A 13,450-nucleotide genomic window follows, 5' to 3' on the forward strand; every position below is an offset into this window, starting at 1 on the left:
CAGAGGATGTGCGGTGGGCGTAATGGTGTTGCTCTCCATCGTGGGCTTCTTTTTTATGGCGCTGATACTTATTACTCTGGACACCACCTACAGTGAGAAAGAGTGGCTGAAGGACTATCTGCTGACGCCGAATGAAATCAGGCAGGCGCCACGGCTTACTTCTCGTTATGCGATCAGAGTTAAGGCAAGAGACGGCAATTCGCCGGCCATAGAGCAAATTACCTTTTACGGCACGCAGGATACGCTAAAGCTGGAGCAATATCTTGTCTCGCTCGGCTACTATCCGGCCAGCAAGGCGATATGTTGCGAAATCTGGTACTCGCCGGATAATAAACTCTCTGCCGAGGTGCGCGTTAATAGTGAACGTAGCGTCACCCTGACGATATATGATATACCCGCGCCGCAGGACATTATTGAGCAGCGCAGGCAGGCGCGGCCCTGATCTATCCGCTTCCATCCGCACAGGGAATATCTGGCGGCCCGCCTGCGGTGAGGGCAGGCCGCCTTCGGGCTATGTAATTGCCGCCCAGATTCTGTAATTACCGCCGCCCGGGTTATCTCACCGCCGTCCGAACCAGGCGGCTACCGCCCGGCTCAGGCGGCCGCCTCCGCCGTTTCCGCCAGGCGCGTCAGCAGCGTCGGCATAAAGCCCCGGATCTGCTCTCCCTGATCGATAAAGGCGTTCACCAGCGTGGTAAAGCGCGGCGGGTCCAGCTGCTCCAGCGGCTGCTGACAACAGAGCCGCAGCGTAAGCTGCGCATCCAGCGCCAGCCAGCAACCGCGCATCGCCTCCATCTCAAAGTTCATTGCCAGTAGCGCGCGCCACATCGCCGGATCATCCGCCATCTCCTGCGGCGGCATAATCTGGCAGTGCAGCAGCAGGTTCTCGCCCGGCGGCAGCTCCATCACCACCAGCTCCTGCTGCTGGGCGTCCAGCAGGGCGCAGACGCCTTTCTCCAGCGTCAGTTCGGTATTCAGCGTGCGGCCATAGTGATCCAGCAGGCGCTGTAAAAGGACATTGCTCATTCGTGGCTCCCGTTAACTTTTCACTACCCGACCATCCTGCTGGGCGGCGCTCAGCGGAGCGGCCAGCTGTTCGGTGCTGCGCTTTGCCAGCTCGCCTTCCAGTGTCCAGGCAAGCGGGCTTTGTTGATCGCGGCCATAGCTGAAGCTGATTTTCCCCAGATTACGGCTTTTGGCGACGGATACGCTGCTGCCGCCGCCCAGCAGAAACATCGGCGTAGTCACGCCGTCGCTTTTGCTTTTGCTTTCGGTAAAAGCGATCGACTTGATGCGCATATCACTGCGCGTTTGCAGCCGCTTCTCCAGTTCGTCGCGGCTGATGCGTCCGGCAAGCCAGTCGGCGTTCAGCCGCTCCTTCATCTGATCCTTCGGCTCCAGCGTCACCACCGCCTGGGTATCGCTGGAAAGCTGCATCTGCTGAAGCAGCCCGCTCAGGTGTGTATCGTTTTCCATCATGGCGCGGATGCGGTTGGCATTGCTCAGCGCATGGTTAGATTCCGTTTCATGGCTGAAGAGATCGCCCATCCAGTGCAGCAGACCGTTGCCGTTGATTTTGGCCAGGTTGTTATAGGTGGATTGGTACTCGGCGCCGCCCGGCAGCGGTACGCGCTGGGTCAGCGCTTCGCGCTGCTGGCGCAGCTTGACCAGTTCGCGGATAGCGCCATACTGCGCGTTATTGGTGACCTTGCCCTGCGCCTCGTGCTGGCCGAAAAAGGTCAAGAGCGCATCCAGCTTCTCATCAGGGGTTTTCGCCGCTTTACCGCTGTTCGCGTCGGGATCCTTCAGCGACTCCATCAGCTGCGCGGTGGCGCGATCGGTAAAGGCTTTCGACAGGCTCTCGGTCAGCTTATCGATATGGGTGCCCGCCAGCCGCTGCGGCTGTGCCAGCTCCAGGCTCAGCGCCTGTTTAGTGCGGTTATCGAAACTGAAGCGTACGCCCGCGCCAGTGACGGCAGAGATCGGCTGGCGCGCCTGATCGGTGCGGTTGGTCACGCCGGTAGGCGACATAAAGCGCGCGTCGGCGCTGCCCTGATTGAAAAAGCGTGCGCGGTTATCGCTGCGGGTATGTTTGTTGCTGCTGGCGTTGCCGTTGTTATTGCGCTCGCGCGAGGCCGCCGCGATATTGGCGCCGACCGAAACGCCGCCGCCGACACGCGTCATGGTCACGTTATCCTTCTCATTTTTATTGGTCATCGGCACGCCGATGCTGGCCTGCGCCGCGCCATTGGTATCCAGGCTGGCGGTCCAGGTGCTGCCGTTTTTCACCTTATGGTCGTTGCCGCGATCCAGCAGCTCCAGCGGATCGATCTGGTCGCTGGCCAGGCGGCTGAGAAAGCTGTTCAGCTCGTTTTCGCCCAGGCTGAAGGTGACGCTGTTCTGCGCCTGGCGCTGCAGATTGGCTGACGCCGCTACTCCGAGCCTGACTACCGGCGAGGCGGTATGATCGCCATTTTTACCGAAGCTGACGTCGTTGGGATCGACATGGCCGGTCAGCATGTTGTAGCCCAGCGCGGTAAAGGGGGCGATACCGCCGGAGCCGTTGCGGCCTACGGTAACCGTCAGACCCTCTTCGCCGCGCGTAAAGCCGAGGCTGTAGCCGCGATCGGCGTTGACGCGTCCGCCCACGACGTTAAGCGTCTGGCTGCCCGGTAGCGCCACGGAGGAGGCGAAGGCGCCGTAGCCGCTGTTAAAGGTCAGGCTTTCGCCATTGCTCAGGGATTTCAGCTCTTTCGCCACGTTATCAATCAGCTGCGCCTGGTTCGGCGCGTTAAACACCGTGCGCGAGGTGAGATTAAGGCCGTGGTGCGGTTTACTGAAGGCGTTGGTCATCTTGCGGATGGCGTCATAGTTCGCCTCGACCTGCTGGGTATTGGCGAAGCCCTGGTCGGTCAGCTTTTTCACCGTGTTGCCGCCCCAGGTTTCGTCGCGCAGCTTGCGGATATTTTTTTGCAGTTCGGCGCGCGCCGTGTCCGGGCTATCGCCGAACTGCAGGCTGCGCTCGTAGATATCGAGCGCGCCGTGCAGGCGCTGTTGCGTCATTGCATCGAGAAACAGCCGCGACTTCACCAGCCCCAGTTCGTCGCCGCTGTCGCGCACCGGCTTGTCGACGTTGGGCTTGAGGTGATCAATGGTCAGGCGGCTGGCGCGCATGCCGGTCACCACGTTTTGTGCCGCCGTGGTGTGGGCGGAAGGGTGGTGATTAATCATCTGATGCAGCGTGCCGACCATTTTAGTATCGCGCTGGCGCGCGCCGCTGAGGTGGCCGCCGTGGGTGTTCTTCAGTTTGCTCGCGTCGGTATTCAGCTGGTTTTTCTCGTTTAGTACCCCATAGTGCTGGCCCACTGCCCGACTTTGCAGCATCAGGCTGTGTCCCAGCTCCTCGGCGAAGGCGTTGATCTCCTCATGCAGTACCGGATCGCGGGTATGAATATTAAGATTTTGCAGACGCTGCTCCAGCGCCGGCTTGCGTTGCGTACGATGGGTATGCTGCGCGGTGATATCGTGGGCAATCTGGTTTTGCGCCTGATAGAGCGGTGCCAGCCCCTCATGCCCTTTAAAGCGCTGTTTTATCTCATGGTTAAGGTTCTTCAGCGGGCGCGGGCAGAGACCGCCGGAAGTGCGCAGCACAAACGCCTCCATGCGTTTTTTAAACGGGCTGTTCACTTTCGTCGTGTCGTTGCCGGTACTGCCGAAAAGATCAATCTCACGCTTCCAGCTGACATTGGTGCCGGGGATGCGCCCCGTTTTGCTCGCGTCGCCCAGCCGTCCAAAGGTTTCGGCGGAGCTATTGTTTTGCTGCACGCTCAGCGCCTGCTGGCGATCGACCGGCTGCCAGGTGCCTGCTTCCAGGCGCGCAGCGTTGCCGTTGCTGTCTGCCGCCATCAGCCGGCCTTTTTCATCGCTGTGCAGGCTGGCCAGCGTGCCGAGGCCCGGCGGCGTGCTTACCGGCTGCCAGCCGTTGCCACCGTTGCCCTGCCACGCCTTGCTGTCCAGCATAAACAGCTGGCCGCCGCCGGTCAGGCCAAACAGCTTGTTGTGTTCGTTGACCACCATATCCTTCAGCTGCGCCTGTTTCGCCGCCTCGCCGGTCAGGCCCTGGGCGGTCGGCAGCCCGACGGAGGTCAGCGTCTGCGTCGGCAGACGATCGCGGCGCAGGCCGGGTGAAATCTGGTGCAGTTTGATGTCGCCGCTCTCATTCAGCGACAGCAGACGCCCGTTGCCCAGCGGGGCAACGGTCTGCGTTTTGCTCTCTTTGCCCAGCCCGTGCAGCGCCAGATCCGCTTTGACGCTGTTTTTCACCTGAGTCAGCTGGAACAGGTTGTTGTGGTAAAGCGTCTTGTTACCCGCCTGATTGATCTTCAGCGGCTTCGCTTCGCCATCCTCAACCTTCATCGGCATGCCGTCGCTGCCGCGCACCAGGCGATCGGCCTTTTCTGAAGTCGGTTCCCAGCGCTGCGATGTCGCATCGTAAAAATGTACGTTGCCGTCCATCAGCGCCAGCTTGCCAAGGCGTCCGCAGTCCACCACCGCATGCGGCAGCGGCTCGCTGCGCCGCAGGCCTTTCTGATAATCCATCACCATGCTTTCGCTGAGATTCCAGCCCGGCGTCACGCCGTTGGCGTCAAGCTGGCAGCTGTGTTCATTGTCCATGCGGTCTTTGACCGTCGCATGCAGGCGGCCCTGGCCGTCGCTGTTTAGCGCGGTGATCTGCGCCCCTTCGCCGAACGCTGCCAGCACGGCCTGGTTGCGCGCGTCTTCGCTGAAGTTGATCTCTTTCGCCCCGGCGGCGGGCGGGGCGGCGCTGAACAGCTTGCCGTTGGGATCGACCGCCAAAACGTGTCCACCGTGCAGCGCGATAGCGCCGAGATGAAAATCGCTCTGCTGGCCGTTTACGCTCTGCTTCATTGCCAGCTTCGGGCTTTGCCAGTCGTGGGTAGTAATGCTGTTCATCAGCCGCAGGTGCTGGACGTGCGTCTCTTTATCTTTTAATACCACCGCCATATCGCCCTGCGATCCGGCGCTGAAAGCGGCGATCTTATCGTCGAACATCAGGCTTTTTTGCTGGCTGCTGAGGTTGTGCAGGCGCTTATCGCCCTGAATGGCGTAGAGCTGATTGTCGCCCTGGCGGCTGAGCTTATCGAAGGTTTTGTCGTCGACGCCGTGCGTCGGCTCCCAGCGCTGGCTGCGCTCATCGAAGCGGTGCAGACGCTTTTCATGCAGGCGCAGATGCTCGGTCTGGGCACCGTCGGCGCGCTGGTGGCTGAAGATGCCGGTCAGCAGGCTTTGCACCGCCTGGTCGGGCAGCGGGCGCTGCTCCTGCGCGCCGTTATGAAGCAGCGTGATGCGCTGTCCCGCGCTGTCGAGCTGCGGCTGTTGCTGCGGCGCGACGGGTTTGCTGTGGGCGATAGCGGTAAAGGCAAGCGGCGAATCCTGCACGTTCAGCAGGCGGCCGCTGTGATCGAGCAGCACGTGCTGCTGCTGACCGTTATTCGCGTGCCAGCGGTAGCGCTGGTCGGGCTTCGCCAGCGTCTGCTCCAGCAGCGGCGCCAGCGCAGGCGAGGCATTAAGGTTCAGGCGTTCGCCGTTTAGCGACAGGCTGTTGAGCTGTCCGCCCAGCGGCGTTGCCGCACCTGCCGCTGCGCCCGCTGGCGGCTGAGCTTCGGGCGAGGGGCGCTCCATCCGCTGACGCTGGGCCTGCTTCGCCGCCAGCGAGGTTTTTTCATCCGCGCTGAGGGCGGTGGCGTGGCGTTCGGAGACCAGATCGACCAGCTGCAGCATATTGCTGCTCCAGTCAGCCAGCGAGGCGGCGGTCTCCGCAACGGCGGCGGCCCTGCCGGGACGCGGCTCGGCGGGCGCGGAGAGCGACTGGCGGCGCGCCGGGCCGGCGGTCGGTCGGGGCGTTTCCGCGTCTGCGCCGCTGAGAGAATGTCGCCGCTCCGGCGGCGGCTTTACCGGCCAGGCATCCACGGGCGTTGCGTTGGCCTCGCCGGTGGAGTGGCGGCGCTGCAGCGTTGGGGCACTGTTCGCCTGCTGAGCGTCACGCCGGGCTTCCGCGCCGCTTGTTGAATGGCGGCGCGCGGGTGGCCCATTAACCGGCCAGGCATCCACGGGTGTCGCATTGGCCTCGCCGGTGGAGTGACGGCGCTGCAATGTTGAGCCGCCTTCCGCCTGCTGACCGTTGCGTCGCAGCGGCGGATCGGAGCGCTGGCGGCGCAGGGAGGCGGCGGTGCCCGGCTGCTGCCTTACGGAGGCGGGGGCACGCGCCGCGCCCTGAAGCAAATTGCTGCTGCCACGCTGCGTGGCGCGCGCCGTGCCCTGGGCGACGGCGGATGAGGCGCTGCTACGGGCGCTGACGGCGCTAACGCCGCGCGCGGCGGCAGCGGCGCCGGCAATAACAGGGGGCAAAGCCATTTAACCTCCTCAGCGAATAAGCGACATGGCGACGCGGACGCATCCAACCGATCCCTGAGTGGCTTATACGGCGGAGCGGTTCCGGAAAAGCCGCAAAAGAGGCGAAAAAATGTCGCGCCGCCGGGCGGGATGCGGCTGGACGGAAAGGGAGAGCGGGCGGGCGCCACCGGTGTCAGGCTTTGCCCGCCCGCGTCTGTCAGGGATGCACCTGCACCTGGGTATAGTCGTACGGGCCGTTGCGCAGCTCCGGCTGCCACCAGATAGTCAACTGCTGCAGGTTGGACTGCGGGCGACAGCGCATATCCTGACAGCCCGGCGGCGCTTTCGGCGCGCAGGCGCTCAGCAGCAGCGTGGTCAGGGCGGTTAACGCGAGTTTACGTAACATAGCGATCCTTAGCGTAACAGGCGGCCGGCGCTGATGCCGCTGCCGGAGGAAGAGAGCAGCGAAACGCGGCCCGGACGGGCGGCGGCGCCGGGTTCGAAAGCGACGTAAACCTCGGCGGATTCGCCGGGGCGCAGCTGGGCGCGCGGCCAGACGGCGACCGCCAGCGTGCGGTCGCTGCGGCAGCTCGCTTCGTCGAAGCGCTGGGTCACGTTGCTGTTGTTGGTCACCACGCCGACGGCGATCTGCACCGAGCTGTTGTGGTACCACTGATGGCGGCGATAGTCGTTAAACAGGCCGCCCGGCAGCCGACAGAGCGCGCTCAGCGTCTCGCCGCTGCCGCCGGTGGAAAAGCCGGTCGGCACACGGTTCTCCGCGAGGTCACGCAGCGCCGTCTCTACCAGGCTCTTCATATCGGTATATTTATGGCGGCGGTTGACGTCGCCCATTGCGTCGTTCAGCTGCGAGCGATTTTCATCAGCGATATAACGCGAAGGATCGACCTGATCGCCCACCAGATGCGGGGTGATAATAAACAGCCGCTCGCGCTGCGAGGTTTCATGGCGGGTAGAGGTAAACAGCTTGCCGATCAACGGGATGCTGCCGAGGATCGGCACGCGCCGCTCGCGATCGCCGCTCTGTTTGGTATGGAAGCCGCCCATCACCAGCGATCGCCGCTCCTGCACCAGCGCCTGCGTACTGATCACACCATTGCTGGTGCCTTCCGCTTCGCCGTCATCGTTTTTCTCCAGCTTGCCATCTTCAACATCGACAATCAGCTGCACCGACGACTGGCTGCTGCCGATGGCGCGCGGCGTCACGCGCAGACTGGTGCCGGCAGTAACCGCCTGAATATCGGCAACCCGCTCGCCAATGGCGCGAATAAAAGCGGTATCGCTGAAATCGATCACCGCCGGCTGGTTCTCCAGCGTCATGATCGACGGATTGGCGATGATCGAGGCGGTACCCTCGCCCTCCAGCGCCTGAATATCGGCGAAAAAGCGGCGGAAATCGGTCACGAACAGCGTACTGGGGCCGGAAAGCAGCGTCGATCCGCCGCTCACGTTGCCGAACTGACCCGCCCAGCTACTGGACAGGCGCGCCAGCTCGTTGCGATCGATATCGACGATCAGCGCATCGATCTCGATCAGTTTCTGCGGCACGTCGATCATGGCGATCAACGCCTGGTAGGCGCTGCGATATTTTGGATCGTCGCGCACCAGCAGGGCGTTGTTGCGCACATCGGCGGATACCCGTCCCGCCATGGCGCTCAGCGCGCTGCCGGCGGAGGATCGATCCTGATGCGAGCCGCGGCCGATCAGCTGATTCAGCACGTTCTGCGACTCCATCTGCATCTGCTCCATGCCGTCATCGCCGCCCTGTCCGCTGCTCATGCCTTTGGCGCTGTCGCTGCTACTCTGTCCCAGCAGCTCGTTGAGCATGGTGGCGACGCCCGGCACCAGCAGCGTCTGATCGCGGTAGCGAATATTTCGGTCGGCCACCGAGGCGTACTTCAGCGGAAACGCCATCATCTCTTTCGGCGATTTATCCTCTTTCGGCGTGTCAGATTTTTTCGCGAAGTCGGCGATCAGGTTGACATACTCCGGCGGGCCGGTGACCAGCACCACGCCCTCGTCGGGCAGTTCGCCCCAGCCGAAGCGCGGCTCCAGCAGGCCGACGCCTTTCAGCGCCTGTTTGATATCGGGCGCGGCGTCGGGCGAGATCTCCAGGCGGCGCGATGTCTGCGCTGAAAGCGGGCTGACGTAAAGCGTGTTGTTATAGACGAACCACTGAAAACGGTACTCCAGCGCCAGACGGTTCAGAAACGCCTCCGGGCTGGCGGCGCGCAGACGGCCGGTCACGTTGCTGTCGGGCAGCGTGCCGATATTGATGTCGACGCCGAAGCTGTTAGTGAAGTCTTCCAGAATAATGTTAAGCGGCGTGTTATCGGCGGAATAGGCGTAGGCGCCGTTCTTCCAGGCTTCCGGGGTGCTGGCGTACAGCGGGTGGCTGCAGGCCAACAGCAGCAGGGCAGCGGCCCAGCGCAGCGGTCTTGTTATTGCGGGCAGGGTGATCACACCTTACTCCTTTCTTCTTAATGTCACGATCGGGCGGGAAAGCCTGTTAGCGGCAGCCGCAGCTGCCGTGCGTCAGGAAGCCGGCGGCGGGCGCCGGCGCGTCAGTTAATGGCATCGATAATCGCTTTGCGGATGCCGAACTTGAACTGGGTGTACTGCGAGCTGGCCCAGCTGGCGTTGGACATATCCAACAGCTGGTTCTGGAAGGCGTACATATCGCTGAGACTGAACGGCTGGCCCGACATCTCTTTGGCGAATTGATAGGTCTCGTTATGGGTCCGGCTGGACTGGCTGGATAACCGACGTTGCAGTAAATCTCCGGAAGGCATGGCGCATCTCCTTTGGGTTAAGGTTCCCCCTTGAGTGGCGCCGGCGCGCGTTGGGTTCCGCACGCGCTAAAAAATTATTCCTTCGCGCCTAAAGCCTGACAGAGCGCGCGCCAGCCGATGGTCATTTCGCCCTGGTCGGTCACCAGCCGCAGGCTCTCCGGCGGCAGCCGTTCGTCGGGCGCCAGCCGCCAGCGCAGCGCCGGGTGTTCGCTGAGCCACGCCGTCACGACCGGCAACTGTTCCGGCGCGCAGTTAAGTGTCGCCTGGGTTTCCGGCGCGCAACGGTTCAGCAGCTGGGTCAGCAGCGCCTGCAGGCGCGCCGGCGCCGGCACCTCTGCCAGACAGTGCGCCAGCCCCTCGGCCAGCAGGCGGCTCGCCAGATCGACCAGCTGCCGTTGTTGCGCCTCGCGCTGCCGGTGCCAGTCATCGAACAGCGGCTGCGCCTGCTGCCAGAAGCGCGCCTGTTCATCTTCGCCGATCGACGCCGCGTCCGCTTCCGCCTGCTGGCGGATCTGTCGCGCCTCCTGCTGCGCCTGCTCAATCAGCGTCTGCGCTTCGCGCCGCGCGGCGTCCAGCAGCGATTGCGCCTGCGCCTGCTGCGCGAGGTCATCACGGCTGATTAGCGCCTGCTGCGCATCCGGCGGCGTAAAGCAGGCGATCTGCTTAAGCCGCCACATCATTTGTCTCCTGTTCCTCCGGCGCGGGGCGGCAGCGCCACAACGCTGCTTCCCATGCTGCCTGCAGGCGGCGGACAGGCAGCGCCGGCGGCGAGGCGGGGCAGGCGAGGGCAGCATCGCGCGTAAAGGCCATGCGCAGCCGGCTCCAGCAGTCGGGCGCCAGCGCCTGCAGCAGCGTTAGCGTCGCTGCCGGCGTGGGGGAGAACGCCTCCGGCAGCCAGCTTTCCGGGCGCAGCCCTTTCGCCAGCCGTCGGCACCAAATTTTATCCTCGCCGGGCAGCGCGGTTTCCGCCCCGCAGACGGCGGCGATCAGCGAAAGCAGGCGCGCTTTTTCGGCCTCATCCAGCGCGGCGATCGCCAGCAGCAGCGGCTGCGGCTGCGGCAGCGGCGCAGGATCGATGCCCCACTGCCGCCCGATGGCGTCGGCGTGCAGCCGGGTTAGCCGCTGCTGCTGTGACGGCGGCAGGATGAACCAGGCATCGTCGCGCCAGCTTTCATGCGCCGCGCGCCAGTAGCCGCTGTGCCACCACGTCAGCCACGCCTGCGTGTTCATGACGGTTTCCCTGGGTTGGCGACCGCATTACGCGCGCCTTTCTTACCGGAGCGCAACATCACCACGCCGAGGATCAACAGCAGCAGCACGCCCGCAACGCTCAATACGCCTTTTATCAGCGAATATTGCCCTGGCGAGAGGGTAAAAGGCCCCATCTTCACCGTTTCGACGCGATCTTCATACACCCTGGCGGGAACAAAGACGATAGCGAGATCGCGGTCGTCGCGCCCCACAAGGCCGGGAATACTGGTCGCGACCAGGCGGCGGATGCGCGGCTCGATGCTATCGGGATCGAGCGTATCGTGATATTTGATAAACACGGAGGCGGAGGCGGGCTGCACCGGCTCGCCCGGTGCGATGCGCTCCGGCAGCACCACATGCACGCGTGCCACCACTACGCCGTCAATCTGTGCCAGCGTCGACTCCACCTCCTGCGACAGCGCATAGATATAGCGCGCCCGTTCCTCCATCGGGCTGGAGATCACGCCGCTTTTCTGGAACACCTCGCCGAGGTTGGTGCGCGCTTTACGCGGCAGCCCGGCCGCTTCGAGGATATTGACCGAGCGCTCAATGTTTTCCGGCGCCACCAGTACCGAGACGCCGGTTTTCTCCACCCGTTTGCTGGCGGCGATATGGTAGCGGTTCAGCTCAGCGACAATGTCGTTGGCATCGTTTTCCGCCAGGTTGCTGTTGAGAACGGTATCGTCGCCGCAGCCGCTCAGCAGCAGGACAAGAGAGCCGATCAGCAAGGCTTTCACCAGAGAAGGTCGCATAGCGTTTACTGTAGGTTGGTTAATTTATCCAGACTCTGTACGCCTTTGGCGATGATCTTGGCGTTCATCAGGCTCTGTACGTAGTAGTCCGACAGCGCAGCGTTGGCGGCGCTAAAATCGAGCGAGCTGGTGGATCGCGAAGCGGTCTCCAGATCGCGGAAGGCACCCTGCTGCGCCTGCTGATTGCGCGCAATCGCCCCGGTCAGGCTGCCGATCAGATCGGGCGCCTCGCCGGAGCGGGCGGCGGACGCTGACGCCTCCGGCGCGTTAAGCGCCGCGCTAAACCACTGCGCATCGGCGCCGTTGGCGACGGGCGCGTCGTCGTCCGCTTCCAGCGTGACGGAAGGGGTCGGCAGAGAGGAAGAGTGATTGACTTTCATCGGTTCGGCTCGCTGTGAAAGAACTCGCTGTGAAAGAAGAAGAGAGGGAGGCGTCAGACGATCTCCTCCCTCCCCGCGGCGCTTAGTACTGGATCTTCACCTGAGCAGCCGCCGAGCCCGCCTGCGCGGCGCTGTCGGCGATGCCGTTGACGCGCTGGTTTTCCGCGTCCAGCTTGGCTTTCGCCACCTGGTTCTGCTGCATCTCTTTCTGTACGCCCTGCATCTCCATCATAAAGTCCGCGCCGCCCAACGCGCCTGAAATCTGGCTCAGAGAGCTGGCGCCGCCGGTGATGAAGTTAGAAATACCTGAAGTTGCACCCATGGTTGTTTCCTCGCTAATGGTTGATGTGTACTACGGCAATGGTTTCGTTCATTAAGTGGCAGGAGCGCGGCGGCGGTTCCAAAAAAAGCGGATTTTTTTACGGGGTGGGAAGCGGCGGCGGTTCTAACAAAAGCGGATTTTTTTACGGGGCGCGAAGCGGTGGGGCGCCGGGCGCGGAGTGGGCGCGCGGCGCGGGGGCGGCAAGCGTTATCAGGCGCTCAGCTTCAGCTGTTTCAAACGGTGGTAAAGGGTGCGGCGCGGGATACCCAGTTCATGTACCACCTCATCGATCCGGTGGCCGTGACGGTGCAAACACTCATGGATCAGGCTGCGCTCGATGCGGCGCAGGCGCTCCTTCAGCACGATCGATTCCGCCTGCGGGATCGCCTGCTGACAGAGTGGCGGCAATCCCAGCACAAAGCGTTCCGCCGCCGCCTTCAGCTCGCGGATGTTGCCCGGCCAGCTGTGCAGCAGCAGCGCCTCATCCAGCCCCGGCGCACGCGGCGGCAGCGGCTGGTCGAGCCGCTGGGCGGCATCCTGGGTGAACTGGCGGAACAGCGGAATAATCAACTCCGGGCGCGAACGCACCGTCGGTGTTGATAGCGTAATGGTGTTGAGACGGAAATAGAGATCGCGGCGGAAGCGCCCCTGCGCCACCAACTGCTCCAGCGGCGTCTGGGCGGCGGCGATCACCCGCAGCGTCAGCGGAATGCAGCGGGTGCTGCCGAGGCGCTCGATGGCGCGCGTCTCCAGCATACGCAACAGCTTGGCCTGCACCGTCAACGGCATGCTGTCGATCTCATCGAGAAACAGAATGCCGTTGTTCGCCGTCTCGATATAGCCGGGACGGGAGTGGCTGGCGCCGGTATAGGCGCCGGAGACCACGCCGAACAGCTCGCTTTCCGCCAGCGTTTCCGGGATCGCGCCGCAGTTGACCGGCACCAGCGGCCCGCGGCAGCCGGAGCGCTCGTAGATGCGGCGCGCCAGCGTATCTTTTCCGGTGCCGGTTTCGCCTTCCAGCAGCACATCCACATGAAGCGGGGCGATAGTCTCAACCAGTTTATGCAGATGCGCATGGATATCCGCCGCCGGAAAGGCGCACGCCGCTAACGCAGGCGGATTCAGAGGGGACAGATCAGCATGGCCGGTGCGCCGGCTCTCTTGCGCCGGGCAGCGCGTGCTGGTGGTAATCGCTTTAACCATAATGTCTCCAGTAACTCGACACAAATTTTTGCTGCGCGTAGTAATACGCTGATGTGGCAATGACGATTGTGAAGTTTTTTTTATGGCATGCCGGTCATAAAAAATTACAAAACCATTCGGTTTCCTTACTTTCCGCCATAACGATCCGCTACAGCTATCAGTCTGCGCTGATAAATCGGTAGGGATTTCCAACGTCGCTGTAGGGATTTCCTGACAAAGCGCCGCTCAACCCTGTTACCGTGCCGCTTGCGCCAGTGCCTTGCGGAGCAAGGAAGTCAGATGAAATTTTTATGTCTGTGGGCTGCCGCACATCTAATT

General features: G+C 63.0%; 12 protein-coding genes. 1 reads left to right on the plus strand and 11 read right to left on the minus strand.

All coding sequences use genetic code 11. From position 1 onward, the window contains the following. Positions 1-22 precede the first annotated feature (22 nt). Positions 23-442 carry a hypothetical protein gene (locus C2E15_RS03235; RefSeq protein WP_146108525.1) on the plus strand — a complete coding sequence of 140 codons (420 nt, stop codon included), beginning with the start codon at positions 23-25 and terminating at the stop codon, positions 440-442. Positions 443-594: 152 nt separating this feature from the next. Here C2E15_RS03235 and C2E15_RS03240 read toward each other — a convergent pair whose 3' ends face one another. The 11 genes from C2E15_RS03240 to C2E15_RS03285 form a co-directional block, all read right to left on the minus strand. Next, entirely contained in the window at positions 595-1,026 is a 432-nt protein-coding gene (locus C2E15_RS03240) for a type III secretion system chaperone (RefSeq protein WP_104956107.1), read from the minus strand. Positions 1,027-1,038: 12 nt separating this feature from the next. Continuing rightward, positions 1,039-6,435 carry an AvrE-family type 3 secretion system effector gene (locus tag C2E15_RS03245; RefSeq protein WP_104956108.1) on the minus strand — a complete coding sequence of 1,799 codons (5,397 nt, stop codon included), beginning with the start codon at positions 6,433-6,435 and terminating at the stop codon, positions 1,039-1,041. Positions 6,436-6,631: 196 nt separating this feature from the next. After that, complete coding sequence (gene hrpT, locus C2E15_RS03250) at positions 6,632-6,820, minus strand: HrpT family type III secretion system protein (RefSeq protein WP_104956109.1); 189 nt, start codon at positions 6,818-6,820, stop codon at positions 6,632-6,634. Positions 6,821-6,828: 8 nt separating this feature from the next. Next, positions 6,829-8,895, minus strand: coding sequence for a type III secretion system outer membrane ring subunit SctC (gene sctC / locus C2E15_RS03255; protein ID WP_425438026.1), 2,067 nt, complete (start codon positions 8,893-8,895; stop codon positions 6,829-6,831). 101 nt (positions 8,896-8,996) lie between these two features. Further along, a complete protein-coding gene (locus C2E15_RS03260) occupies positions 8,997-9,224 on the minus strand; it encodes an HrpF protein (RefSeq protein WP_104956110.1) in 228 nt (75 codons plus the stop codon). Positions 9,225-9,298: 74 nt separating this feature from the next. Further along, the gene (gene sctL / locus C2E15_RS03265) at positions 9,299-9,904 is read right to left on the minus strand and encodes a type III secretion system stator protein SctL (RefSeq protein ID WP_167391822.1); all 606 of its coding nucleotides are present in this window, start codon (positions 9,902-9,904) and stop codon (positions 9,299-9,301) included. Next, the gene (locus C2E15_RS21560; RefSeq protein WP_167391823.1) at positions 9,888-10,454 is read right to left on the minus strand and encodes a serine kinase; all 567 of its coding nucleotides are present in this window, start codon (positions 10,452-10,454) and stop codon (positions 9,888-9,890) included. Before C2E15_RS21560 ends, sctL begins: the two co-directional genes overlap by 17 nt. Next, a complete protein-coding gene (gene sctJ / locus C2E15_RS03270; RefSeq protein ID WP_104956112.1) occupies positions 10,451-11,227 on the minus strand; it encodes a type III secretion system inner membrane ring lipoprotein SctJ in 777 nt (258 codons plus the stop codon). The genes C2E15_RS21560 and sctJ overlap by 4 nt, the downstream gene beginning before the upstream one ends. A 5-nt stretch (positions 11,228-11,232) precedes the next feature. Beyond that, on the minus strand, positions 11,233-11,607 hold the full coding sequence (locus C2E15_RS03275) for an EscI/YscI/HrpB family type III secretion system inner rod protein (protein ID WP_104956113.1): 375 nt from the start codon (positions 11,605-11,607) through the stop codon (positions 11,233-11,235). 82 nt (positions 11,608-11,689) lie between these two features. Beyond that, entirely contained in the window at positions 11,690-11,929 is a 240-nt protein-coding gene (locus C2E15_RS03280; protein ID WP_104956114.1) for a hypothetical protein, read from the minus strand. Between the two features lie 210 nt (positions 11,930-12,139). Next, the gene (locus C2E15_RS03285; RefSeq protein ID WP_104956115.1) at positions 12,140-13,132 is read right to left on the minus strand and encodes a sigma 54-interacting transcriptional regulator; all 993 of its coding nucleotides are present in this window, start codon (positions 13,130-13,132) and stop codon (positions 12,140-12,142) included. Positions 13,133-13,450 lie beyond the last annotated feature (318 nt).

This window comes from Mixta gaviniae (assembly GCF_002953195.1).
In the GTDB taxonomy this organism is placed as follows: Bacteria; Pseudomonadota; Gammaproteobacteria; order Enterobacterales; family Enterobacteriaceae; genus Mixta; species Mixta gaviniae.

What these genes read in the sequence shown, in the direction of transcription:
- C2E15_RS03245 (WP_104956108.1), bottom strand. Translation starts at nt 6,435, where the DNA reads ATGGCTTTGCCCCCTGTTATTGCCGGCGCCGCTGCCGCCGCGCGCGGC.
- C2E15_RS03235 (WP_146108525.1), top strand. Translation starts at nt 23, where the DNA reads ATGGTGTTGCTCTCCATCGTGGGCTTCTTTTTTATGGCGCTGATACTT.
- C2E15_RS03240 (WP_104956107.1), bottom strand. Translation starts at nt 1,026, where the DNA reads ATGAGCAATGTCCTTTTACAGCGCCTGCTGGATCACTATGGCCGCACG.
- C2E15_RS21560 (WP_167391823.1), bottom strand. Translation starts at nt 10,454, where the DNA reads ATGAACACGCAGGCGTGGCTGACGTGGTGGCACAGCGGCTACTGGCGC.
- hrpT (WP_104956109.1), bottom strand. Translation starts at nt 6,820, where the DNA reads ATGTTACGTAAACTCGCGTTAACCGCCCTGACCACGCTGCTGCTGAGC.
- C2E15_RS03285 (WP_104956115.1), bottom strand. Translation starts at nt 13,132, where the DNA reads ATGGTTAAAGCGATTACCACCAGCACGCGCTGCCCGGCGCAAGAGAGC.
- C2E15_RS03275 (WP_104956113.1), bottom strand. Translation starts at nt 11,607, where the DNA reads ATGAAAGTCAATCACTCTTCCTCTCTGCCGACCCCTTCCGTCACGCTG.
- C2E15_RS03280 (WP_104956114.1), bottom strand. Translation starts at nt 11,929, where the DNA reads ATGGGTGCAACTTCAGGTATTTCTAACTTCATCACCGGCGGCGCCAGC.
- sctL (WP_167391822.1), bottom strand. Translation starts at nt 9,904, where the DNA reads ATGATGTGGCGGCTTAAGCAGATCGCCTGCTTTACGCCGCCGGATGCG.
- C2E15_RS03260 (WP_104956110.1), bottom strand. Translation starts at nt 9,224, where the DNA reads ATGCCTTCCGGAGATTTACTGCAACGTCGGTTATCCAGCCAGTCCAGC.
- sctJ (WP_104956112.1), bottom strand. Translation starts at nt 11,227, where the DNA reads ATGCGACCTTCTCTGGTGAAAGCCTTGCTGATCGGCTCTCTTGTCCTG.